The sequence below is a fragment of the Micromonospora tarensis genome, assembly GCF_016803395.1.
GTDB lineage: Bacteria > Actinomycetota > Actinomycetes > Mycobacteriales > Micromonosporaceae > Micromonospora > Micromonospora tarensis.
In genome coordinates this window covers 45365-69681 of the sequence record NZ_JAEVHL010000006.1, presented here as the reverse complement: position 1 = coordinate 69681, position 24317 = coordinate 45365, and the positions used below count along the sequence as shown (strand labels likewise).

The following is a 24317-nucleotide window of genomic DNA, read 5'->3' as shown; positions in this document are numbered from 1 at the left end:
TCCGCACGGCGGGGCGGGAGTGGACACGCTCTGGTGCCAGCTGTGCCGGATCGCTCCCGGGCATCGAAGCGGTACCGACGACCAACGAACAGCGACATTGGAGGATCACCATGAGCGTTTTGGATGCGGCGCAGCCGGCTGCCGCCCGCGCGGTCGACGTGTGGAAGGTGTACGGCAGCGGCGAGACCGAGGTGGCCGCGTTGCGCGGGATCACCCTGAGCGTCGAGGCCGGCAAGTTCACCGCCATCATGGGGCCCTCGGGGTCCGGCAAGAGCACCCTGATGCACTGCCTCGCCGGGCTCGACACCGTCGACCGGGGCGAGCTGTTCGTCGGCGACACCACGCTGACCGGCATGTCCGACAAGCAGCTCACCCAGCTGCGCCGGGACCGGGTGGGTTTCATCTTCCAGCAGTTCAACCTGCTGCCCACGCTGACCGCGCAGGAGAACATCCTGCTGCCGCTGGCGATCGCCGGCCGCAAGCACGACCAGGAGTGGTTCGATCGGGTGGTCGACACCGTCGGGCTGCGTCCGCGGCTCGGCCACCGGCCGTCGGAGCTGTCCGGCGGCCAGCAGCAGCGAGTTGCCTGCGCGCGGGCGCTGCTGTCCCGTCCGGACGTCATCTTCGCCGACGAGCCGACCGGTAACCTCGACTCGCGGTCCGGCGCGGAGGTGCTGAGCTTTCTCCGGGCGTCGGTGCGCGAGTTCAACCAGACCATCGTCATGGTGACCCACGACCCCAATGCGGCGTCCTACGCCGACCGGGTGGTCTTCCTGGCCGACGGCAACATCGTCAGCGAGATCAACGACCCGACCGAGGACGTTGTCCTCGACACCATCAAGCAGCTCGACGCCAACGCCAACCGCGTGATGGAGACGGCCTGATGCTGCGCGCGACACTCAAGAGCCTCCTGGGCCGCAAGCTGCGCCTGGCGCTCTCCGCGATAGCCATCATCCTGGCCGTCACCTTCGTGTCGGCGGCACTGGTGCTACAGAGCACGCTCAATCGGTCCTTCGACACCGCGTTCAACTCGGCGTTCGAGCGGATCCAGCTACAGGTGACGGCGGCCTCGCCGCTCGGCGGCGATCCGGGGACCGCGCCGCCCGTCCCGCTCGACGACACAGTCGTCGCCCGGACGTCCGGCGTCTCCGGCGTCGCCAGCGCCCGCGGTGAGGTGCGGGCCAACGGCGCACGCATCATCGGCCGCGACGGCCGGGTGCCGGAGACGAGCGGGCAGCGCATCGGCGTCTCCTGGGCCGAGGGGAGCGGGGCGACGCTGACCGAGGGCCGGGCGCCGGCCGCGCCCGGCGAGATCGTCATCAACGCCGGGCTGGCCAAGGAGACCGGCTACCGGGTTGGCGACGCCGTCGGTGTCCTCACGATGAAGCCGCGACAGCAGTTCACAGTGGTCGGCATCGCGACCTACGAAGGGCGTGACGATCTCGTCAACGGCGAGCAGACGATCAGCTTCGCGCTGCCGACCGCCCAGGAGCTGATGCTCGGCGCGCCCGGTGCGTTCAGCTCGATCGATGTCCGGCTGGCCCCCGGGGCCGACACCGGCAAGGTGAAGGCCGACGTGCGCAACGCACTCGGCGACGGCTTCCTGGTCCGCACGGGTACCGAGGTCGCGCACGACGCCTCCGGTCCGGCGCGCGGCACCTTCACCGGCATCACCTACGTTCTCCTCGGCTTCGCCGGTGTCGCGGTTCTGGTTGGCGTCTTCCTGATCGCCAACGCGTTCTCGATCGTGGTGGCCCAGCGCACCAAGGAGCTGGCGCTGCTGCGGGCGATCGGCGCGGGTCGGGGCCAGGTACGCCGGTCGGTGCTGCTCGAGGCGCTGATCGTCAGCTTCCTCTCGTGGATCGGCGGGTTCGCCCTCGGTCTGTTGGTCGGCCGGCTCGCCGCGTCCGCGCTCGCCAGTGGCGACGACGGGGTGCCGATAGCCGGCTTCCAGCTTCCGATCGCGGCGCTGGTCGTCTCGTTCCTGGTCGGTGTCGGGGTGACCCTGCTGTCCGCGCTGCTCCCCGCGGCGCGCGCCTCCCGGGTGGCGCCGGTCGCCGCCATGCGCCTGACCACCCAGAAGGAACGGCCGAGCAAGGTCAACACCATCATCGGTGCGGTCCTGCTGGTCGCCGGAGCCGCTGTCATCGGCGCCGGTCTGGCTGGTGACGCGATCGCCGCGGTCGGCGGCGGTGCGCTGTTGACGTTCGTCGGAGTCATCCTGGTCACGCCCGTCCTCATCGCTCCGGTGATCAGCCTCGTCGGTGGCCTGACCCGGTCGGTGCCGGCGCGACTGGGCCGGCTCAACGCGACGCGGCACCCGCGCCGGACGGCGCTGACCGCCGTGTCGTTGATGATCGGCGTCATGCTGGTGACCATCGTCAGCACGGTCCTGAGTTCGCTGCAGAGCACCGCCACGCACGTGGTGGACGCCAACCTCAAGGCCGAGCTGATCGTCAACAGCGGTGCGGTCTCGGCCGGGTCGGTTCCGCCCACCATCAACCCGGAGTCGCTGCGGCGGATGCGGGAGCTGCCCGACGTGGCAGCGGTGGCCGGGTACGCGTTCGAACCGGCGAAGGTCAACGGCAAGGACGACTACGTTCTGTCGTGGGACGACGTCTCGGCACTGACGAAGATCGCCTCGGTCCAGTTCGTCGCCGGTGGTCTCAGCACCGACAAGGTGCTGCTCAACGAGGGCACCGCCAAGCGGCTCGACGCCAAGACCGGCGATCAACTCACGGTTCAGCTGGGCCGGGGTGAGGAGCGAACGCTCGAGGTCGGCGGGGTCTTCGGAGACACCCAGGTCGCTGACGGCATCGTGCTGCCGTGGAGCTTCGCCAGCACCGGCTTCCGGACCGACCAGCCGAACCAGGCCTACGTGAAGCTGCGCGAGGGCGCGCCACTGACCGCCACCAAGTCCGAGGTCGTCGCGCTGCTGCGGGACAACCCCGAGGTTGAGGTGCGGACCCGGTCGGAGCTGATCGACCAGGCGGGTTCGGCCATCGGTCTGATCGTCGCCGTCGTCCAGGTGCTGCTCGCGGTCGCGATGATCATCGCGATTCTGGGTGTGGTCAACACGCTCGTGCTGGCGGTGCTCGAACGGACCAACGAATTCGGGATGCTCCGCGCGATCGGCATGTACCGAGGCGACGTCCGTCGGATGATCATGGTCGAATCGGTGGTCATGTCGTTGTTCGGTGCGGTGCTCGGCGTCGTCCTGGGAGCCGGCCTGGGCCTGGCGCTGGTGCAGGCGCTCAAGAGTCAGGGCATCAACCAGATGGCGCTGCCCTGGCAGCTCATGCTGGTCTATGTGGTCGCCGCGGCGGTGGTCGGCGTGCTCGCCGCGCTGGCCCCGGCGGGCCGCGCCGCGAAGCTCAACATTCTGGCGGCCGTCCGGCACGCCTGAGAAACCGCCACAGCACCTCCCGGCCGGAGTCCGCGAATTGCGGGCTCCGGCCGGCGTGCTGCCTGCTGTCGCGGCTTTCACGCTTTCGATCTGGCATGGCGTCGGCGCCGTCGTGGTCAGCACACTGATCGGCATCACACCCCGGCATCGGGCGGCACCTGCGGGCGGGCCAAGAAATGGCATCGAAAAAGGAATTCGATTCCGCTCACCTCTGATTCGTCTGGAGCGGCATGCGCACCCTTTCCAAGTACTGGATGCTCACCAACGATTTCATCCAGAATCCATATCCGGTGCTCGAGCACATCCGCGAAGAGCGCCCGGTGTGCGAGGTCGCGATGCCCGACGGCGGTCGGGCCTGGATCATCACCCGCTACGAGGACGCCCGGGCCGCGTTGGCGGATCCCCGGTTCAGCCGGGACATCAACGTGCACTACGCGCTGCTGTCGAAGCGCCTGGGCCGGCAGGTCTCACCGCCGGCCGAGTACTCCAACCACCTGGCCAACCTCGAACCGCCACGGCACACACCGCTGCGCAAGGCCATCAGTTTCGCCTTCACCCCCCGGCGGGCCGAGTCGATGCGTGCGCGTATCGGCGAGATCGCCGGCGAGCTGCTCGACCGGATGGCCGGACGCGGCTCGGCCGATCTCATCGCCGAGTACGCCGACCCGCTGCCGGTGATCGTCATCGCCGAGCTGCTCGGGGCCTCCGCCGACGCGTGGCCGGACTTCCTGCGCTGGTCGCAGGCGCTGCGCGCCTACTCGGTCGACGACCCGGCCGGGCGGCTCCAGCGGAACATCGAGGAGCTGTCGCAGTGCATGTCGGGCCTGATCGCCGAGAAGGAACGTGCGCCCGGTGACGACCTGCTGTCCGCGTTGCTCCAGGCGGATCCCGAGCGGAAGCTCACCCACACCGAGATCCTGTCGACCGGCTTCGCGCTGATCAGCGGCGGCAACGACACCACCGCCAGTCTGCTCGGCGGCGTCCTGGCGACGCTGCTCACCCACCCGGCGGAGCGGGCCGCGCTGCTGGCCGACCCGCAGCGCTGGACCACCGCGATGGATGAGCTGATCCGCTACGTCAACCCGATCCGCGACGCGTTGCACCGGGTGAGCGTGGCGCCGGTGGAGATCGGTGGCGTGACCATCCCGGCGGACGAGGTGGTGGTCATCTCGGTGATGTCGGCAAACCACGACGAGCGGCGTTTCCCCGACCGCCCCGAGGAGTTGGTCCTCGACCGACCCAAGCCGCCACACCTCAGCTTCGGTCACGGCATCCACTACTGCTCGGGAGCGCACCTGGCCAAGGTGATCACCGAGGTGGGCGCACACCGGCTCTTCGAGCGACTCCCGTCGATCGACCTCGCGGTCGCGCCGAGCGAGCTGCGTTACCTGCAACAGATTCTCGCCCGCCCCCTGGCCGCGCTGCCGGCTCGTTGGTGACGCCGCGCCGCGGCGGACAGCCGGAAGGAACTGCCATGTCGACAGGGCACGCCCCGCACCAGACCGACGGCCTGGTGGCGCTGCGATCCGAGCTCGACCAGATCGACGCCCAACTGCTCGACGCCATCCGCCGAAGGCTCGACGTCTGCGTACGGATCGCCGAGTACAAACGCCTGCACGGGGTGCCGATGATGCAGCCGCACCGTGTCGGCCTGGTCCATCAGCGGGCAGCCCGTTACGGCGCCGAACACGGCATCGACGAGAGCTTCCTGCACAGCCTCTACGACCTGATCATCACCGAGACCTGCCGCATCGAGGACCTGGTCATCGGCGACAAGCCGGCTGGTTAGGCACACCCGTCGGCGCCGCGACGAAGGAGGGCCGCCTGATGCGCACGCTGCTCATCGACAACTACGACTCGTTCACGTACAACCTGCACCAACTCATCGGCGAGGTCACCGGCCGCGCGCCGACGGTGGTGCGGAACGACACCGACTGGAACTCGCTGTCCACCGCCGACTTCGACGGGATCATCGTCTCGCCCGGCCCCGGACGGCCCGACCGTCCACGCGACTTCGGGATCAGCCAGCGGGCCATCCGGGAGTCGGGGCTGCCGCTGCTCGGGGTGTGCCTCGGGCACCAGGGCATCGCCCAGCTCTTCGGTGGCGCGGTGGTGCACGCCGCGGAGCCGATGCACGGCCGGGTCTCGGCGGTGCACCACGACGGCACCGACCTCTTCGCCGGGATCCCGTCGCCGTTCTCGGTGGTCCGCTACCACTCGCTGGTCGCCACCGGACTGCCCGACGAACTACAGGCGACCGCCTGGACCAGCGATGGCACCATCATGGGCCTGCGTCATCGGGACCTCCCGGTCTGGGGAGTCCAGTTCCACCCGGAGTCGATCAACAGTGACTACGGTCGGGAACTGCTCGCCAACTTCGCCGACCTGGCCAAGGCGGACCGTCCCCGCTCGACGATAAACGTCCGCTCGGCGGCGGAGCACGCTCCGACCTACCGTGTGCACAGCCGGATGATCTCACGGCTGCCGGACCCGGAAAGCGCGTACGAGCGGCTGTTCGGCAGGGCGGAGCACGGGTTCTGGCTGGACGCCAGCGCGGTGATCGAAGGGCTGTCGCGCTTCGCCTTCATGGGCGACGGCAGCGGACCACTGGCCGAGTACGTCACGTACCGGGTTGGTGAGGGTGTCGCGGTGCGCGGCTCCGACGGCCGGACGCAGACCCGGCAGCAGGGGTTCTTCGAGTACCTCGACGAGCAGCTGCGGCTCCGCAAGGTGCCCGTGCCCGCCGGTCTGCCGACGGACTTCAACCTCGGTTACGTCGGCTACCTGGGATACGAGCTGAAGGCCGAGACCGGCGGCTCGACCGCGCACCGGTCGGAGACGCCGGACGCGGCTCTGCTGTTCGCTGACCGGATGCTGGTGCTGGACCACGTCGACCGGGTCGGTCATCTGCTCGCGCTGAGCTCCAACGCCGAGCAGGCCGAGCTGGCCGAGGCGTGGTTGGTCCAGACCGAGCAGGCGCTCGCCGAGGTGCCGAGCTATCAGCCGGTGGACGCCGTCCGGTCGGCGCCGGCCTCGCTGGCCGCGGGTGCCGCGGCGCTGCGGCAGGAACTCCAGCCGCGGGCGGAGAAGGACGACTATCTGCGGCAGATCGCCGAGTGCCTGGCGGAGATCCGCGACGGGGAGTCCTACGAGATCTGCCTGACCAACGAGATGACCGTCGAGGCGGACCTCGACCCGTTGCCGACATACACCAAGCTGCGCGCGATCAGCCCCGTCCCGTACGGTGCCTACCTGCGCTTCCCGGACGTCGCCGTGCTGAGCGCGTCACCCGAGCGGTTCCTCACGATCGATCCGTACGGTGCGGTCGAGTCCAAGCCGATCAAGGGCACCCGGCCGCGCGGTGCCACCGCCGCCGAGGACGACGACCTGCGCCGCGACCTGCTCGGCAGGGAGAAGGACCGGGCGGAGAACCTCATGATCGTCGACCTGGTCCGCAACGACCTCAACACGGTCTGCGAGATCGGCTCGGTGCACGTGCCGCGCTCGTTCGTGGTCGAGACGTACGCCCAGGTCCACCAGTTGGTGTCGACCATCCGCGGTCGCCTGCGCCAAGATGTGTCGGCGGTCGACTGCATCCGGGCGGCGTTCCCGGGGGGTTCCATGACCGGAGCGCCGAAGATCCGGACGATGGAGATCATCGACCGGTTGGAGGGCGGCCCGCGCGGCGTCTACTCCGGAGCGATGGGATGGTTCGCGCTCAGCGGAGCGGTGGACCTCAGCATCGTCATCCGGACGATGGTGCTCACCGAGGGGAAGGTCACCTTCGGTGTGGGCGGCGCCATCGTCTCCCTCTCCGAGCCGGAGGAGGAGCTGGAGGAGACCGCGGTGAAGGCACGGGCAATGATCGCGGCGATCGCGTCGTCGACCGAGCAGTCTCCGCCCCGATCGGCCGTGACCACCGGACCGGCATGACGCCGAGGGTCGAGCACCGACCGGCTCCCCGCCGTTGCGTCGTGGTCGGCGGGGCGGGGGCGGTCGGCGGACTCCTCGCCGACCTGCTCGCCGGCGCGGGCGCCGAGGTGTGCCTGGTGGATCGGGTGCCACCGGTCGGATCCGACCACCGCCACCTGACCGGTGACATCACCGCGCTCAGCGCGGCCGGCGAGGCGCCACCGTCGCTCGTCGCCGAGTTGGCCGCCGCCGACACGGTGGTCCTCGCCGTACCCGAGCAGGTGGCGCTCACCGTGATCGGGCCGCTGCTCACGCTGCTCGCCCCGGGATCGCTGCTGGTGGACACCCTCTCGGTGAAGAGCCGCATCGCGTCCGCCGTCGGTGCCGGCCCGGACCCGGTGCAGGTGCAGGTGCTGAGCATCAACCCGATGTTCGCGCCCTCGCTCGGGCTGCCCGGGCGGCCGTCGCGGCGGTTGTCCTGCGTGACGGTCCACGAGCGCGAGCCATGCTCGGTCTGCTCGACCGGCTCGGTGGTCGGGTCGTCGAACTCGGCCCGGCCGAGCACGACCAGATCGCGGCGACGACCCAGGCGTTGACCCACGCCGCGGTGCTCGGGTTCGGGATGGCCCTGGCCGACCTCGCCCCGGGCGCGGCGGGCGCGGAGCCGCGTCTCGACCTGGCCACCATCGCAGCGGTGGGCCCCCCGCCGCACCAGACGCTGCTCGCGCTGCTGGCCCGGATCAGCGGCGGCACCAGCGAGGTCTACTGGGACGTGCAGCACGGCAATCCGCTGGCCGGTCCGGCCCGCGCGGCGTTGGCCGCCACCCTGCACCGCCTTGCCGCCCTCATCGACCGGGACGACTCGGCCGCCTTCCACGCGGAACTGGCCGGGATACGCGAATTCTTCGGTCCGCACCTCGACGAATACCGGAAGCTTTGCGCGCGGCTTTTCGCCGAGCTGCCGACCCGGTGACCAAGTGCTTACAAGTCTTGTATACGCCCCGGAATCCGCCGGGCAACGCCCGTAGCGTCTGCCCGGATCGGCCGTTTCCGCAGGCGAGTTGGAGGATGCTGGAAATGACGCAATCGGCACCTGAGGACATTCTCCCGCTGTCTCCGTTGCAGGAAGGGTTGTTGTTCCACGCCCTTTACGACGAGCAGGCGCCAGACGTCTATACCGTTCAGCTGGTCCTCGATCTCGACGGCGATCTGGACACGTCGGCCATGCGCGCCAGCACGGAGGCGCTGCTGCGTCGGCACGCCAACCTGCGGGTCGGCTTCCTGCAACCCAAGGGCGGACGCCCGGTGCAGGTGGTGGCGCGCGACGTGACGTTGCCCTGGACCGAGGTCGACCTGACCGGCCTCGCCGCCGAGGAGCGGGACGCCGAACTCGCCCGGGTGCAGTCCACCGAGCAGCGGCGCTCCTACAACCTCGCCAAGCCGCCGCTGCTGCGCTTCGTGCTGATCCGGCTCGGCGAGCGTCGGCACCGGCTGCTGATGTCGTTCCACCACATCCTGCTCGACGGGTGGTCGATGGCGCTCGTGCTGGAGGAGCTGTTCCGGCTCTACCAGCAGGCCGGCGCCGAGGTCGGGCTGACCCCGGTCGTGCCGTTCCGTGACTACCTGGCCTGGCTCAACCGGCAGGACTCCGGCAAGGCTGAGGCGGCGTGGCAGGCCGCCCTCGCCGGTATGGACGGACCGACCCGGCTCACCGCGGTCGAGCCGAACCGTACCGCCGTGGTGCCGGAGGAGGTCGTTGTCACAGTCCCGGCCGACGTCACCGCCGAACTCGCCACCAACCTGCGCCGGCACAGCTTGACCATGGGTACGGCCGTGTACGGCGCCTGGGCGATGCTGCTCGGCGCGCTGACCGGCGCGCGGGACGTCGTCTTCGGCACGGTCGTCGCCGGCCGGCCACCCGAGATCGCCGGTGTCGAGCGGATGGTCGGCATGCTGATCAACACGCTGCCGGCGCGGGTCCGCCTGGCGCCCGGCACCTCGCTGCTGCGGATGCTCGAGCAGGTGCAGCGCGACCAGCAGGATCTGCTGCCCTACCAGTACCTCGGCATGGCCGACGTGCAGCGTGTCGCCGGGCAGCAGGGCGAACTGTTCGACACCTCGGTCGCCTTCGACAACTTCCCGTTCGACCTCGACGCCGCCCAGAAGATCGCCGGCGACCTGGACATCGTGCACTTCGACGTGCTCGACTCGAGTCACTACCCCCTCTACGCCAACGTGCACGTGCTGGACGGGCAGCTCCGCCTGCAACTGCGCTACCGGCCGGACATGTTCGACACCGCCGACGTCCAGCGGTTCGGCGAGCGGCTGCGGCGCGCCTTCACCGCCATGGCCGCCGACCTCACGATGCCGGTGGATCGGGTCGACCTGCTGTCGTCCGCGGAGCGTGGCCGGATCCTGGCCGACTGGAACGAGACCGGCGAGCCCCGGGCCCGAGCCACGTTCCCCGCGCTGTTCGCCGAGCGGGTCGCGGAGAATCCGGCGGCGGTCGCGGTGGAGTCCGCCGGACGGTCGCTGACGTACGCCGAGCTCGACGCCAACACCAACCAGTTGGCGCGGCACCTGATGACGCTCGGCGTGCGGCCCGAGCACGTCGTCGCGTTCATGCTGTACCGCTCGGTGGAGTCGGCGTCGACCACGGTCGCGGTGCTGAAGGCCGGTGCCGCGTTCCTCCCGCTCGATCCCGAGTACCCGACCGGGCGGCTCGCGTACATGCTGGCTGACGCCCGCCCCGCGGTGGTGCTCACCGTCGCGGCTCTCGTCGACACGCTCCCGCCCACCCCGGGCGCGACCGTCGTGGTGCTCGACGATCCGGCGGTCCAGGCCGCGATCGCCGGGTACGACGCCGGCCCGATCGGTGACGGCGAGCGAGCGGTGCCGCTGCGGGTGACGAACCCGGCGTACCTGATCTACACCTCCGGCTCGACCGGCGAGCCGAAGGGCGTCGTGGTCAGCCATGCCGGCATGGCTGACTTCGTCGCTACCGAGATCAGCATGTTCGGGCTGGGCGTCGGCAGCCGGGTGCTGCAGTTCTGCTCGCCGAGCTTCGACATGTCGGTGCTCGAGCTCACCGTGACCCTGCTGTCCGGCGCCGCCCTGGTCGTGCCGCCGCCGGTCACCCTCGCCGGCGAACCGCTGGCCACCCTGATGGCGGAGCGTCGCGTCTCGCACGCGATCATCCCGCCGGCGGTGCTGGCCAGCGCGCCGGCCACGGAGCTGCCCGACCTGCGGCACCTGATCGTCGGCGGCGAGGCGGTGCCCGCCGAACTGGTTCGCCGATGGTCCGGCGGACGGCAGATGACCAATGGGTACGGCCCCACCGAGAACACCGTCGCGGTCAGCTACAGCGATCCGTTGGACGGGCTGTCCGACCCACCGCCGATCGGCAGGCCGGTACGGGACACCAGGGTCTACGTGCTCGACGCGGAACTGCGCCCCACCCCGCCGGGTGTCGCGGGTGAGCTCTACGTCTCCGGCGGCCGGTTGGCGCGGGGATACCTGCACCACCCCGGGCTGACCGCGCACCGCTTCGTCGCCTGCCCCTTCGAGGATGGCGGCGCCCGGATGTACCGGACCGGTGACGTGGTGCGCTGGCGGGCCGACGGTCTCGTGGAGTTCCTCGGCCGCAGCGACCACCAGATCAAGATCCGTGGGTTCCGGGTCGAGCTCGCCGAGATCGAGTCGGCGCTGGCCCGGCACCCCTCGGTGGATCAGGCCGCGGTGATCGTCCGGTCGGCCTCGGGTGGCCAGCCGCAGCTGGTCGCCTACGTGGTGCCCACGGCGCAGGACGTCGTCGACCCGGAGGTGTTGCGGGCGCACGTCGGCGAGCTGCTGCCGGAATACATGGTGCCCGCACTGGTGGTTGCGCTCGCCGCGCTGCCGGTGACGGAGAATGGCAAGCTCGACCGGGCCGCGCTGGTGGAGCCGGAGACCGAGCCGTCGAGCACCGGGCGGCAGCCTCGCAACCCGCTGGAGGAGCAGCTCTGCCAGCTCTTCGCCGAGGTCCTGAAGGTGCCCACGGTAGGCATCGACGACAACTTCTTCGAGCTCGGCGGCGACAGCATCATCTCCATCCAGCTGGTCAGCCGCGCCCGCAAGACCGGGCTGCGGATCAGCCCCCGCGACCTGTTCACCCGCAAGACCGTCGCCGGTCTCGCCGAGGCGATCGCGGAGTCGACGCCGCCAGCCGAGCCGGAGGCGCCGGCGGCGCCGGTCAGCGACGACGGCACCGGCTCCGTCCCGGTGCTGCCGATCATGCACTGGGTGCACGACCAGAACGGCCCGATCGACCGCTTCCACCAGGCGATGCCCGCGCCGGTGCCGGCCGGACTGAGCCGGGACCAGGTCGCCGCGGCCCTCCAGGCGCTGATCGACCACCACGACGCCCTGCGCCTGCGGCTGAACCGGCTCGAGGAGATCGACGAGTGGAGCCTCGAGGTGCGGCCGCGCGGAACGGTGCGGGCCGCGGACTGCCTGGACCACGTCCGGGTCGACGACCCGACCGCCCCGGTGGGCTCGTCGGACGAGGCGATCTCCCGACTCGCTCCCGCAGCGGGCCGGCTGCTGTCGGCGGTCTGGCTCGACGCCGGTGCCGACACCCCCGGACGGCTGCTGCTGTTCGTGCACCACTTCGCCGTCGACGCGGTCTCCTGGCAGATCCTGCTGCCCGACCTCGCGGAGGCGTTCGCCGCGCTGGAGGCCGGCGAGGCCGTGCGACTGGCGCCGGTGGGAACCTCGCTGCGAAGCTGGGCGCAGCACCTGATCGCACTCGCCGCCGAGCCGGGCACCATCCGGCAGCTGCCGCTGTGGCGGCAGATCCTGAGCTGCCCGGATCCGCTGCTGGTGGACCGGCCGCTCGACCCGAGCACCGACACGGCGGCGACCGCCCGCTCGTTGACCGTGACGCTGCCGGCCACGGTGACCCGGACGCTACTCGGCCCGCTGCCGGCCGCCCTGCACGCCGAGATCGACGAGGTGCTGCTGGCCACCTTCGCCGTGGCCGTCGCGGACTGGCGGGCCCGATCCAGCTCGTCCCACCAGGGCACCGGGACCGGTGTGCTGGTCGCCCGGGAGGGACACGGCCGGGACGAGAGCGTCGCCGGCACCGACCTGTCCCGGACCGTCGGATGGCTGACCAGCCTGTACCCGGTGCACCTGGATCCGGGCCCGCGGACCGGCGGGACACTGACCGGCGCCGCCCTGACCGCCGCGGTGCGGGCGGTGCGCGAGCAGCTGCGAGCGATCCCGGACAGCGGTCTGGGCTACGGGTTGCTGCGGTACCTCAACCCCCGCGCCGCCGCCGTCCTGGCCCGGCTGCCCCAGCCGCAGATCGCCTTCAACTACCTGGGCCGCGTCGACAACGGCGTGGAGGACGAGGGCATCGGCGGTGATCCCGACCCGGCGATGCCGATGCCGTACGCGATGATGCTCAACGCGGTCACCGTGCCCGGCCCCGACGGCTACGTCCTCAAGGCGACCTGGACCTGGGCCAGCGGTCACCTCGGCGAGGAGGAGACCCGACGGCTGGCTGACGCCTGGTTCCGGGCGATCGAGGTGCTGGCCAGGCACGTCGCGCACGGTCCGGCGCTCAGCGCGCTGAGCCCGTCCGACCTGCCGCTGCTCGAACTGTCACAGGCGGAGCTGGACCGGCTGGCGGACGCGCATCCCGGCCTCACCGACGTGCTGCCGCTCTCTCCGCTCCAGGAAGGGCTGCTCTTCCACGCCGAGTACGACCGGTCCGCCGCCGACGTCTACATCACCCGTGCCGCGATGGACATCCGGGGCGACCTGGACGTCGCCGCGCTGCGCACCGCAGCGGACGCCCTGGTGCGACGGCACGACAACCTGCGCGCCGGGATCGCCTACACCGAGGACGGCCGCCCGGTGCAGGTCATCCCCGCGACGGTGGAGGTGCCCTGGACCACCATCGACCTGCGCGACCGCACCGAGGCGGAGCGCGCTGTCGAACTGGACCGGCTGCTCGACGCCGAGCGGGTCCACCGCTTCGACCTGCAGAGCCCACCGCTGCTGCGCTTCACCCTCATCCGGATCGGTGACGACCTGCACCGGCTGCTGATGGGGGCGCACCACATGCTCCTCGACGGCTGGTCGTTGCAGATCCTGACCGGGGAGCTGCTGGAGCTCTACACCGCCGGCGAGGCCGGCGCGGAGCTGCCGGCGGTGGAGCCGTACCGCGACTATCTCTCCTGGTTGGCCGCGCAGGACCGCTCCGTGGCGGAGCGAGCCTGGGCGCAGGCCCTCGACGGGGTCGCCGAACCGAGCCTGCTCGGTGACGGCGGCCACGGCTACGGTGGGCTGCCGCAGCGCCTGGAGTCGACGGTTCCCGACGAACTCGCGGCCGAGCTGTTCGCCGCCGCCCGCCGGGAAGGCCTCACCGTCAACAACGTGGTGCAGGGTCTCTGGGGCATCCTGCTCGGCCGCCTCACCGGGCGTGACGACGTGTTGTTCGGCGAGACCGTCTCCGGTCGGCCCGCCGACCTGCCCGGCGTGGAGCGCATGGTCGGCCTCTTCAGCAACACCGTGCCGGTACGTGTGCGCGTCGACCCGCAACGCTCGCTCCTGGCCATCGTCACCGAGCTGCAGGAACGCAAGGCGGAGCTGCTCGCCCACCACTACCTCGGACTGACCGACCTGCAACGGCTGGCCGGCCTGTCCACCCTCTTCGACACCGCTGTGGTCTTCGAGAACTTCCCGACCGCGACCACCGATGTGGTGGCCGGCCTCGAACTGACCGACGTCGACACCCGGGGCGACAACCATTACCCGCTGGGCATCGTGGTGATGCACGAGCAACGCCGCATGCTGGTGAACTGGTACTTCCAGCCGGAGGTGATCGGTGCCGCCGCCGTCAGCACCGCCGCCGTCGGGTTCAACCAGCTGATCGAGGCGTTCGTCGCCGCGCCGCACACCCCGGTCGGCCAGCTCGACGCGGCCGCCGGCGAGGTGCCGCGCGACGCCGCGTGGCGGGGGCCGATCGTCCCGGTCCCGCCGGTCACCGTCGTCGAGCTCTTCCAGGCCGCGGTGGCCAGCACGCCCGAGGCGACCGCGGTGGTGCACGCCGGCGCGGAGCTGTCCTACGCCGAGCTGAACGCGCGCGCCAACCGCCTCGCCCACGAGCTGATCGCCCGTGGCGTCGGCCCGGAGCGGCTGGTCGCGGTCGCCCTGGACCGGTCCCCGGAGCTGGTGGTCACCCTGCTGGCGGTGCTCAAGGCCGGCGGGGCGTACGTGCCGATCGATCCGGGTTATCCCGCGGAGCGGATCGCCTACATGTTGGGCGACGCGGCCCCCGCGCTGGTGGTCACGAACCGCGAGATCGACGGACAGCTGCCCGGCACCGACGTGCCGCGGCTGGTGCTCGACGCCCCGGGCGTCGCCGGCGCGACCCGGGAACAGCCGACCACCGACCCGACCGACGGGCAGCGGATCGCCCCGTTGGATGTGCGGCACCCCGCCTACGTCATCTACACCTCCGGCTCCACCGGACGGCCCAAGGGCGTGGTGGTCACGCACAGTTCGGTGGTCGACTACCTGACCTGGACCGGGCAGACCTACCCGGGTGCCACCGGGTTGACCATCGTGCACTCCCCGGTGTCGTTCGACCTGACCGTCACCGGGCTGTTCACCCCCCTGGTCGTCGGCGGCACCGTGCTGCTCGCCGAGCTGCACGACGACCCGGAGGTCGGCCGCCGCCTCGCGGACACTCCGGCCACCTTCATGAAGGCCACGCCAAGCCACCTGCCGCTGCTCGCGGCGCTGCCGGCGCGGTTCTCGCCCAGCACCGAACTGCTCCTCGGCGGCGAGGCGCTCAACGGCGAGGCGTTGCAGTCCTGGCGCGCCGAGCACCCGAACGCCCGGGTGTGGAACGTCTACGGGCCGACCGAGGCCACCGTCAACTGCACCGAGTTCCTGATCGAACCGGAGGCTCCCGCGCTGGCCGGCCCGGTGCCGATCGGCCGTCCACAGGGCAACGCCCGCACCTACGTGCTGGACGCCCGCCTGCGCCCGGTGCCGCTCGGCACCGCGGGTGAGCTCTACCTGGCCGGCTCGGGTCTGGCCCGCGGCTACCTCAACCGGGCCGCGCTCACCGCCGAGCGGTTCGTCCCGGACCCGTTCGGCCCGGCGGGCGAGCGGATGTACCGCACGGGTGACCTGGCCCGCTGGGTGCCCGGCCGGGACGCCGACCCGGACCGGCCCGATCTGGTCTTCGTCGGCCGGGCCGACGACCAGGTCAAGCTGCGCGGGTTCCGGATCGAGCTGGGCGAGGTGGCCGCCGCGGTGGCCGCCTGCCCGGGGGTGGCCGGCCAGGCCGTCATCGTCCGCACCGACCGCGCCGACGACGCCGCGCTGGTCGCCTACGCGGTGCCGGCCGCCGGGCACCGGCTGGACCCGGCGACCCTGCGGAGCCGGCTGGCCGAGGCGCTGCCGGCGTACATGGTCCCGGACGCCGTGTTGGTGCTCGACGCCCTACCGCTGACCGCGAACGGCAAGCTCGACCGGGCCGCCCTCCCGCAGCCCGACTTCACCACCGCGGCCGATGCCCGGGCCCCCCGCACGCCGCAGGAGGAGATCCTCTGTGGCCTGTTCGCGGAGGTGCTCGGCGTCGACGAGGTCGGCGTCGACGACGACTTCTTCAGCCACGGCGGAAACTCCCTCAGCGCGATCCGGCTGACCAGCCTGATCCGGGCGACGCTCAGCCCCGCGCTGGAGGTACGGGCGGTGTTCGACGCGCCGACGCCGGGCAGCATGGCGGCGCGTCTCGCCGCGAGCCCGCTCGGCGACGCGGTGCGACCCGCGCTGGTACCGCGTCCGCGACCGGAGCGGATTCCGCTGTCGTCGGCGCAGCTGCGACTGTGGTACCTCAACCGGCTGCACGGCCCCAGCGGCGCCTACAACGTTCCGATCGGCATCCGGCTGACCGGCCGGCTCGACCGGGACGCGCTGGCCGCGGCGCTCAACGACGTGGTCGGTCGGCACGAGAGCCTGCGCACCGTCTACCCGGACCAGGACGGCCGGCCGTACCAGCGGATCCTCCCGGTGGAGCACGTCGAGTTGCCGGTGGTGGAGCAGGTGGTGACCGGGCCGGACGACCTCGACGTCGCGCTCGCCGAGGCCGCCGATCGCGGCTTCGACCTGGCCGGTGAGCTGCCGCTGCGGGCCACGCTGTTCGCCTGCGGTCCGGACGAGCACGTGCTGCTGCTGACCGTGCACCACATCGCCACCGACGGCTGGTCCAACGCCCCGCTGGCCCGGGACCTGTCCGTGGCGTACACGGCTCGGCACGCCGGCCACCCGCCGTCGTTCACCCCGCTGGCCGTGCAGTACGCCGACTACACGTTCTGGCAGCGGGAGCTGCTGGAGGGCCTCGGCGACCAGCAGCTCGACCACTGGCGCAGCGCGCTCGAGGGCCTGCCGGACGAGATGCCGCTGCCGACCGACCGGCCCCGGTCCGGGCAGACCGGAACGGCCGGCGACACCGTCGACTTCGCGCTCGACGCGGAGTCGCACGAGCGCCTGGCCGAGTTGGCCCGCGCCAACCACGTCACGCTGTTCATGGTGCTCCAGGCCGCGCTCGCCGTTCTGCTGGCCCGCTCCGGCTCGGAGACCGACATAGCGATCGGTACCGCGGTCGCCGGGCGTACCGAGCCCGAACTCGACGAACTGGTCGGGTTCCTGGTCAACACCCTGGTCCTGCGGACCGACACCGGTGGCGAGCCGACCTTCGTCGAACTGCTGGCCCGGGTCCGGGCCAGCGACCTCGCCGCGTACTCCCACCAGGAGTTGCCGTTCGAACAGCTCGTCGACGCGCTGCGGCCCGGCCGGTCGACCGTGTACAACCCGCTCTTCCAGGTGTTCCTGGTATTCCAGAACAACCTGCCGGCACGACTCGAGATGCCCGGGCTGACCGTCGAACCGGTCACCGTCGAGAACGCCGCCGCCAAGGCGGAGCTGTGCGTCGAGATCGCCGAGCAGTTCGACGCGCAGGGCCGGCCGGCCGGTCTGCGCGGCCGGCTGAACTACCTCACCGAGCTGTTCGACCAGGGCACCATCAAGGGGCTGGCCGCCGCGCTCGGCACGCTGCTGCGCTCTGCCGCCGCTCAGCCGGAGGTGTCGGTCCACGACCTGCCCCTGCTGCCGGCGGCGGAGCGCGAGCGGGTGCTCGTCGAGTGGGGCGCCGCCACCCGCCCGGTGTCATCGGGATCGATGGCGGCACTGTTCGCCGAGCGTCCCGCCGCATGGTCGGAGTTGCCGGCCGTGGTGGACGCGACGACCGGAGCCACGCTGTCGTACACCGAGTTGGCGGCCGACGTGGACCGGCTCGCGGCGTACCTGACCGGCCTGGGCGTGCGCGCCGAGTCGGTCGTCGGGGTCGCCGTACCCCGGTCGGTGTCCTGGCTGACCGCCGTACTGGCGGTCTGGCAGGCCGGCGGCGTGTACCTGCCCATCGACACCGCGCTGCCCACGCAGCGGCTGCGGACCCTGCTCGCCGACGCGTCGCCCGAGGTGGTGCTCACTCTGGGCGCGGTCGAGACGGCCGTCACCGAGGCGTGGGCGGGTAGCTGCGTCATCCTGGACGAGCCGCGCGTCGCCGCCCAGGTGGCGGCGGGCGCGCCGGTCGAGTCGACGCTGCCGGTGCTGGCCTCCAACGCGGCCTACCTCATCTACACCTCCGGGTCCACTGGCGTGCCCAAGGGGGTGGCGGTAACGCACACCGGCCTCGCCAGCATGGCGGGCGCGCACGCCGAGCGGCTCGGCATCGCCCCGGGCGACCGGGTGTTGCAGGCCGTCTCACCGTCGTTCGACGTGTCGATCGCCGACCTGGCGACGGCCCTGCTGTCCGGCGCGACGCTGGTGCTGGCCCCGGGGTCCCGGCTTCCCGTCGGCGAGGAGCTGACCGATCTGATCGACCGGCACGGCATCACCCACCTGCAGGTCACCGCCGGTGTGCTCGGGACGCTTCCCGACGTACCACTGAGCAGCCTTCGCACCCTCGTCGTCGGCGGCGAGCCGGCGGCGCCGGAGCTGGTGGGCCGATGGTCGCGGGGCCGGCGACTGCTTAACGTGTACGGCCCGACCGAGACGACGGTCGCCGCGTCGATGAGCGCCCCGCTCGACGGCGCGGAGCACCCGCCGATCGGTACCCCGCTGTGGAACACCCGCTTGTTCGTGCTGGACGCCCGGTTGCAGCCGGTCGGTGTCGGCACTGTCGGCGAGCTGTACATCGCCGGTGACGGCGTCGCCCGTGGTTACCTCGGATTGCCCGGCCGGACCGCCGAACGCTTCGTCGCGGAGCCGTTCGGCGCCGTCGGGGCCCGGATGTACCGCACCGGGGACCTGGTGCGCTGGCGTGCCGGCGGGGAGCTGGAGTTCGTCGGCCGCGCTGACAACCAGGTGAAGATCCGAGGGCATCGGATCGAACTCGGTGAGGTCGAGGCCGTCCTGGCCGGGCACGCCGCGGTGGCCCAGGCGGTCGCCGTGGTGCGTGAGGACCAGCCGGGGCAACGGCAGCTCGTCGCGTACGTCACCGCCGGCGACGGGGTGACCGGCGCCGACCTGCGGGCCTGGCTGCACGACCGGCTGCCCGAGCAGCTGGTCCCGGCAGTCGTCGTGGTGCTCGACGCGGTGCCACTGACCCCGAACGGCAAGGTGGACCGGGCCGGCCTGCCGGTACCCGTGATCGCCAGTACGGACGGCGCCCGGCCGCCACGCAACCGCACCGAGGAGGTGCTCTGCACGCTGGTCGGCGAGCTGCTCGGGGTGGCCTCGGTCGGCATCGACGACGGCTTCTTCGACCTCGGCGGCGACAGCATCGTGTCCATCCAACTCGTCAGCCGGGCGCGGCGCGCCGGTATCCGGTTCACCGCCGGCGACGTGCTGCGCCACCGCACCATCGGGGATCTCGCGGCCGCCGCCAGCACTGACACGTCCACCCGGCAGGAAGGCGACGCGGACGGAATCGGCGCGGTGCCGCTGACGCCGGTCATGCACTGGATGCGTGAGCGGGGTGGCCCGGTCGACCGCTTCAGTCAGCAGGTCATGCTGCGCCTGCCGGCGGGCTGCGACGAGGACCGGCTGACCACGGCGCTACAGGCGCTGGTGAACCACCACGACATGCTGCGACTGCGGCTGACGCGTCGGGGCGGCAACCAACTGTGGAGCCTGGAAACCCAACCGCAGCAATCCGGTCTCGCCGACGGGCTGTTGCGCCGGGTGCCGGTGCACGGCCTGTCCGGTGCGGCGCTGACCGAGGCGCTGCGGACCGCGGAGGCGCAGGCGCAGCAGGGGCTCGACCCCGAGCGCGGCGAGGTGCTGCGGGCCGTCTGGTTCGACGCGGGACCGGACGGCACGTCCCAGCTCCTGCTGGTCGTGCACCACCTGGCGGTCGACGTGGTCTCCTGGCGGATCCTCCTACCCGACCTGCGCGAGGCCTACGAGGCCGTCAGCGCCGGACGACCGGTGGCGCTGGCGCCGATCGGCACCTCGTTCCGGGCCTGGGCGGAGAAGTTGGTGGCCCGGTCGAGCCGGCCGGAGGTGCTGGACGAGCTGCCGGTCTGGACCGACCTGCTCGGCACCGGCGATCCACAGTTGGCGCACCGACCGCTCGACCGCGGTCAGGACGTCACCGGCGCGCTGCGCTCGGTCGAACTCACGGTGCCGGCCGACGAGGCGCAACCGCTGCTGACCCGACTGCCGGCCCGCTACGCCACCGGCGCGGCCGACATCCTGTTGACCGCCCTCGGGGTGGCTGTCGAACGGTGGAGCGCCGCCCGGGGACGCGGTCGTACCGATGGTGTGCTGGTCGACGTCGAGCGGCACGGACGCCAGGAGATCGACGGCGCCGAGCTGTCCCGCACGGTCGGCTGGTTCACCGCGTACGCGCCGGTCCGGCTGCGGTCGCTGACCGACGGAGCCGACCTCGGCGCTGCCATCAAGCGGGTCAAGGAGCAGCTCGCGACGCTGCCCGCGCACGGCTTCCACTTCGGCCTGCTGCGACACCTCAACCCGCAGACCGCGCCGGTGCTGGCCCAGCTCGCCAGTCCGCAGATCGCCTTCAACTATCTGGGGCGGACGGTCGGCTCCGAGGCACCGGTGGATGGCGCCTGGGAGGCCGACGACGAGGCCCTGGCCGGCAGCGTCGACCACTCGGACGTCCCGGTCACGCACGCGCTCGCCGTACAGATGTCCGCCCTGGACGGACCGGACGGCCCGAGCCTGTACAGCCGGTGGTCGTGGCCGGCCGGGTTGTTCACCGAGGCCGAGGTGGACGAGTTCGTCTCGACGTGGCGGGAGGTGGTGACCGAGCTGGCCGAGCACGGCCGGCAGGACGACACCATCGCTCGTACCCCGTCGGACTTCCCGCTCGTCGCCATCGACCAGGCCGACGTGGACCGACTGGTCCACGCACGCCCGGACCTGCACGACGTGCTCCCGCTCACTCCGCTACAGGAGGGGATGGTCTTCCACGCGCTCTACGACGAGCACGGGGTCGACGTCTACAACCTGCAACTCGGCATCGACCTGCACGGACCGGTGGAGCCGGATCGGCTGCGGGACGCGGTGCTGGCGTTGCTGCGGCGCCACCCGAACCTTCGGGCCGGCTTCCTCCAGGACGGGCTGAACCGTCCCTACCAGGTCATTCCCCGTGCGGCGCGGCCGGCGTGGTCGTACCTTGACCTGGGCGGTCTCGACGACGCCGAGCGGGCCGCCGAACTCGACCGGCAGCTGACCGCGGCCCGGGCGCACCGGTTCGACCTGGCCGACCCGCCGCTGCTGCGCTGCCTGCTGCTGCGGCTGGGTCCGGACCGGTACCGCCTGGCGATCAACCTGCACCACATCCTGCTCGACGGCTGGTCCACCCCGATCGTCATCGACGAGTTGCAGCGGCTGTACGCGGCCGGCGCGGACGGCGTCGCGCCGGCACCGGCCTACCGGGACTTCCTCGCCTGGCTGGTGGTGCAGGATGGCGACGCGACGCGGCTGGCCTGGGAGCAGGAGCTGGACGGCCTGGCCGGGCCGAGCCTGCTCGCCGACCACGACCCGCACCGTGCCTCGGTGCTGCCCGGCAAGGTCAGTGTCGACCTGCCCGGTGACCAGGTGGCCGCGCTGGTGGCGCTCGCGGCCGGCCAGGGCGTCACGATGAACACCGTTGTGCAGCTCGCCTGGGCCCTGCTGCTGCGCCGGCTGACCGGGCAGGACGACATCGTCTTCGGGGCGACCGTCTCCGGCCGTCCGCCCGAGGTGCCCGACGTCGAGCGGATGGTCGGTTCCTTCATCAACACCGTCCCGGTCCGGGTGCCGCTGGATCCCGCCGAGTCGGTCGGCCAGGCGCTGCGGCGACTGCGCGAACGCCAGACGGCGCTGGTCAACCATCAGCACGTGCGCCTGGTGGACCTGCAACGCTCGGTTGGGCAGGGCGAGCTGTTCGACACCCTGGTGGTGTTCCAGAACATGCCGGCCGGGGCGGGGGACGACCCCGAGAGCGGTATGGAGGTGCGCGTCGCCGGGCTGCACACCAGCGACGCGACGCACTACCTGCTGACCCTCGACGCCGGCCTGGCCGGTGCGGAGATGGGGTTCCGGCTCGGGTACCGGCCGGACATGTTCCGGACCGAGGAGGTCGACCGGTTCGTCGCCGGGCTGCGGTCGCTGCTGGCCGAGCTGGCCGTCGATCCCGACCGCCCGGTCGGTGACCTGGACGGCGGGGGCCTCGACCGCTGGCGGCCCACCGCCACGGCGGAGCGCGCGTCGACGGCGCACGAGCCGGACGACACCGTCCCGGAGTTCGACATGGACGAGCGGATGAGGGTGCTCGCCGGAATCTTCACCGAGGTGCTCGGGCTCGAGTCGATCGACCCGGACGCCGACTTCTTCGAGCTGGGCGGCGACAGCATCGTCTCGATCCAGCTGTCGAGTCGGGCCCGCAAGATCGGACTTTCCTTCACCCTGCGCGAGGTCTTCGCCGAGCGAACCGTCCGCGGCGTGGCGCGGGTGGCCCGGACGCTCACCGACGAGCCGTCGGCGGTCGAGCGACCCGAGGACGCGCTCGGTCAGGTGCCGGTCACGCCGATCATGCTGGACCTGCTGGAGCGGGGCGGACCGATCGACGGGGTGCATCAGGCCAACCTGCTGCAGTTGCCGATCGGCTGCGATGCCACCCGGTTGGCCGCCACCGTGCAGGCGTTGCTCGACCACCACGACGTGCTGCGGGCCCGGCTCCGCGGCGGCCCGGGCAGCGGTGGCTGGAAGCTGGAGATCGCCCAGCCGGGCGCGGTCCGGGCCGCCGAGATCATCGACCGGGTGGACACCGCCGGTGTGCCGAGCGACGACCTGCTCGCCGTGGTCACCGCCGAGCAGGCGCGGGCCCGTACGGCGCTCGCGCCGCGCGACGGGGTGATGGTGCGCGCGGTCTGGTTCGACGCCGGCCCCGAGACCTCCGGTCGGCTGATGCTGATGGTTCACCATCTGGTCGTCGACGGCATCTCCTGGCGGTTCGTGAACGAGGACCTGCGCACCGCGTGGGACGCGGTGGTCGCCGGCGCCGAACCTCAGCTCGAGCGGAGCCGAACCTCGTTCCGCACCTGGGCCCGGCAGCTGGCCGAGAGCGCGGAGGACCCGGCCCGGGCCGCCGAGCTCGAGTACTGGCGTGGTGTCGGCGCGGCACCCGATCCGCTGCTCGCGGCGCGCCGGGTGGATCCGACCCGCGACGTGGTCGCCTCGGCCCGGCAACTCGTGGTCGTGGTGCCGGCGGATGTCGCCGAGCCGCTGCTCAACCGGGTGCCGGTGGTCCTGAACGCGGGCCTCGACGAGGTGCTGCTCACCGGGTTGGCGCTGGCCGTCAACCGGTGGCGGGGTGAGCGTGACCTGCCCGACGGCGGTCTCCTGGTCGGGTTGGAGGGGCACGGCCGCCCGGAGCCGACCGACCGGATGGACGTCTCCCGTACCGTCGGTTGGTTCGCCAACCTGTTCCCGGTGCGCCTCGACCCGGGTGTGGACGCCGGAACCGGCGCACCGGTCTGGTCGGGCGAGGCGGACGCGGGGTTGGCCCTGAAGGCCGTCAAGGAGCAACTGAGGTCGGTGCCCGACAAGGGCGTCGGCTACGGGCTGCTGCGTCACCTCAACCCGCTGACCGCTCCGTTGCTGGCGACCGCGCCGCAGCCGCAGGTCGGGTTCAACTACCTGGGCCGGTTCGAGACGCGCAGCGCCCCGACCGGGCAGGCGGACCCGGCGGCCTGGTCGATCGCCGCCGAGGCGGTCGAGAGCATCGGTGGCGGCAACGACCCCGGTGCCCCGCTGGCCTACACGGTGAGCGTGAACGCGCTTGCCCAGGACCGGGCGGACGGTGTGTCGCTGCTGACCAACTTCTCCTGGCCGAGCGAGTTGCTCAGCGAGGCCGAGGTGCGCCTGCTGGCGGACTGCTGGCTCGCCGCGATGGAGGCGATCGTCAGCTACGCCGGGCGTCGGACGCGACCGGCTTCACCCCCTCCGACCTGGCACTGCTTGACCTGTCTCAGGACGAGATCGACGAATTTGAGGACGACCTCATCTGAGCTGCGGTTGTTCGCGGAGAGGATCAACACGATGACCAAGCCGGGCCTCGCAGACGTGTGGCCGTTGTCCCCGCTGCAGAAGGGTCTGCTGTTCCACGCGCTGTACGAGGAGGCGGCGAGCGGCATCTACGTCATCCAGCTCACGCTGGACCTGCGTCGTGAGGTGTCCGCCGACCGGCTGCGCCGGGCCGCCGCGGTCGTGCTGCGGCGACACGACAACCTGCGGGCCGGCTTCCGGAACCGCCGCTCGGGTGAGCCGGTCCAGGTCATCCAGCGCGAGGCGGCACCCGACTGGGACGAGTTCGATCTCAGCGGCCTGCCGCCGGACGAGCGCGAACCAGAGCTGCTCCGGCTGCTCGGCACCGACCGGGCCCGGGGTTTCGACCTCAGCCGGCCGCCGCTGCGCTTCACGCTCG

General features: G+C 71.8%; 7 protein-coding genes and 1 pseudogene (1 of these 8 cut by a window edge). All 8 read left to right on the top strand.

The genetic code is table 11. The features are described from left to right. Window positions 1-110: 110 nt before the first annotated feature. Window positions 111-884 carry an ABC transporter ATP-binding protein gene (locus tag JM949_RS02650; RefSeq protein ID WP_238432444.1) on the top strand — a complete coding sequence of 258 codons (774 nt, stop codon included), beginning with the start codon at window positions 111-113 and terminating at the stop codon, window positions 882-884. After that, the gene (locus JM949_RS02645) at window positions 884-3406 is read left to right on the top strand and encodes an ABC transporter permease (RefSeq protein WP_203146863.1); all 2523 of its coding nucleotides are present in this window, start codon (window positions 884-886) and stop codon (window positions 3404-3406) included. Before JM949_RS02650 ends, JM949_RS02645 begins: the two co-directional genes overlap by 1 nt. A 230-nt stretch (window positions 3407-3636) precedes the next feature. Then, window positions 3637-4845 carry a cytochrome P450 family protein gene (locus tag JM949_RS02640; protein ID WP_203146862.1) on the top strand — a complete coding sequence of 403 codons (1209 nt, stop codon included), beginning with the start codon at window positions 3637-3639 and terminating at the stop codon, window positions 4843-4845. 35 nt (window positions 4846-4880) lie between these two features. Further along, complete coding sequence (locus JM949_RS02635; protein ID WP_203146861.1) at window positions 4881-5195, top strand: chorismate mutase family protein; 315 nt, start codon at window positions 4881-4883, stop codon at window positions 5193-5195. Between the two features lie 38 nt (window positions 5196-5233). Further along, the gene (pabB, locus tag JM949_RS02630) at window positions 5234-7339 is read left to right on the top strand and encodes an aminodeoxychorismate synthase component I (protein WP_203146860.1); all 2106 of its coding nucleotides are present in this window, start codon (window positions 5234-5236) and stop codon (window positions 7337-7339) included. Then, window positions 7336-7914, top strand: coding sequence for a prephenate dehydrogenase/arogenate dehydrogenase family protein (locus JM949_RS02625; protein WP_203146859.1), 579 nt, complete (start codon window positions 7336-7338; stop codon window positions 7912-7914). Before pabB ends, JM949_RS02625 begins: the two co-directional genes overlap by 4 nt. Further along, on the top strand, window positions 7824-8291 hold the full coding sequence (locus tag JM949_RS02620; RefSeq protein ID WP_203146858.1) for a hypothetical protein: 468 nt from the start codon (window positions 7824-7826) through the stop codon (window positions 8289-8291). The genes JM949_RS02625 and JM949_RS02620 overlap by 91 nt, the downstream gene beginning before the upstream one ends. A 95-nt stretch (window positions 8292-8386) precedes the next feature. Beyond that, a pseudogene (locus tag JM949_RS02615) lies at window positions 8387-24317 on the top strand (amino acid adenylation domain-containing protein); its annotated part runs 904 nt beyond the window's last position; the annotation flags it as partial.

Bases quoted from the DNA above. Each gene is read 5' to 3' on its own strand.
- JM949_RS02635 (WP_203146861.1), top strand. From the start codon at position 4,881: ATGTCGACAGGGCACGCCCCGCACCAGACCGACGGCCTGGTGGCGCTG.
- JM949_RS02620 (WP_203146858.1), top strand. From the start codon at position 7,824: ATGCTCGGTCTGCTCGACCGGCTCGGTGGTCGGGTCGTCGAACTCGGC.
- JM949_RS02650 (WP_238432444.1), top strand. From the start codon at position 111: ATGAGCGTTTTGGATGCGGCGCAGCCGGCTGCCGCCCGCGCGGTCGAC.
- pabB (WP_203146860.1), top strand. From the start codon at position 5,234: ATGCGCACGCTGCTCATCGACAACTACGACTCGTTCACGTACAACCTG.
- JM949_RS02645 (WP_203146863.1), top strand. From the start codon at position 884: ATGCTGCGCGCGACACTCAAGAGCCTCCTGGGCCGCAAGCTGCGCCTG.
- JM949_RS02625 (WP_203146859.1), top strand. From the start codon at position 7,336: ATGACGCCGAGGGTCGAGCACCGACCGGCTCCCCGCCGTTGCGTCGTG.
- JM949_RS02640 (WP_203146862.1), top strand. From the start codon at position 3,637: ATGCGCACCCTTTCCAAGTACTGGATGCTCACCAACGATTTCATCCAG.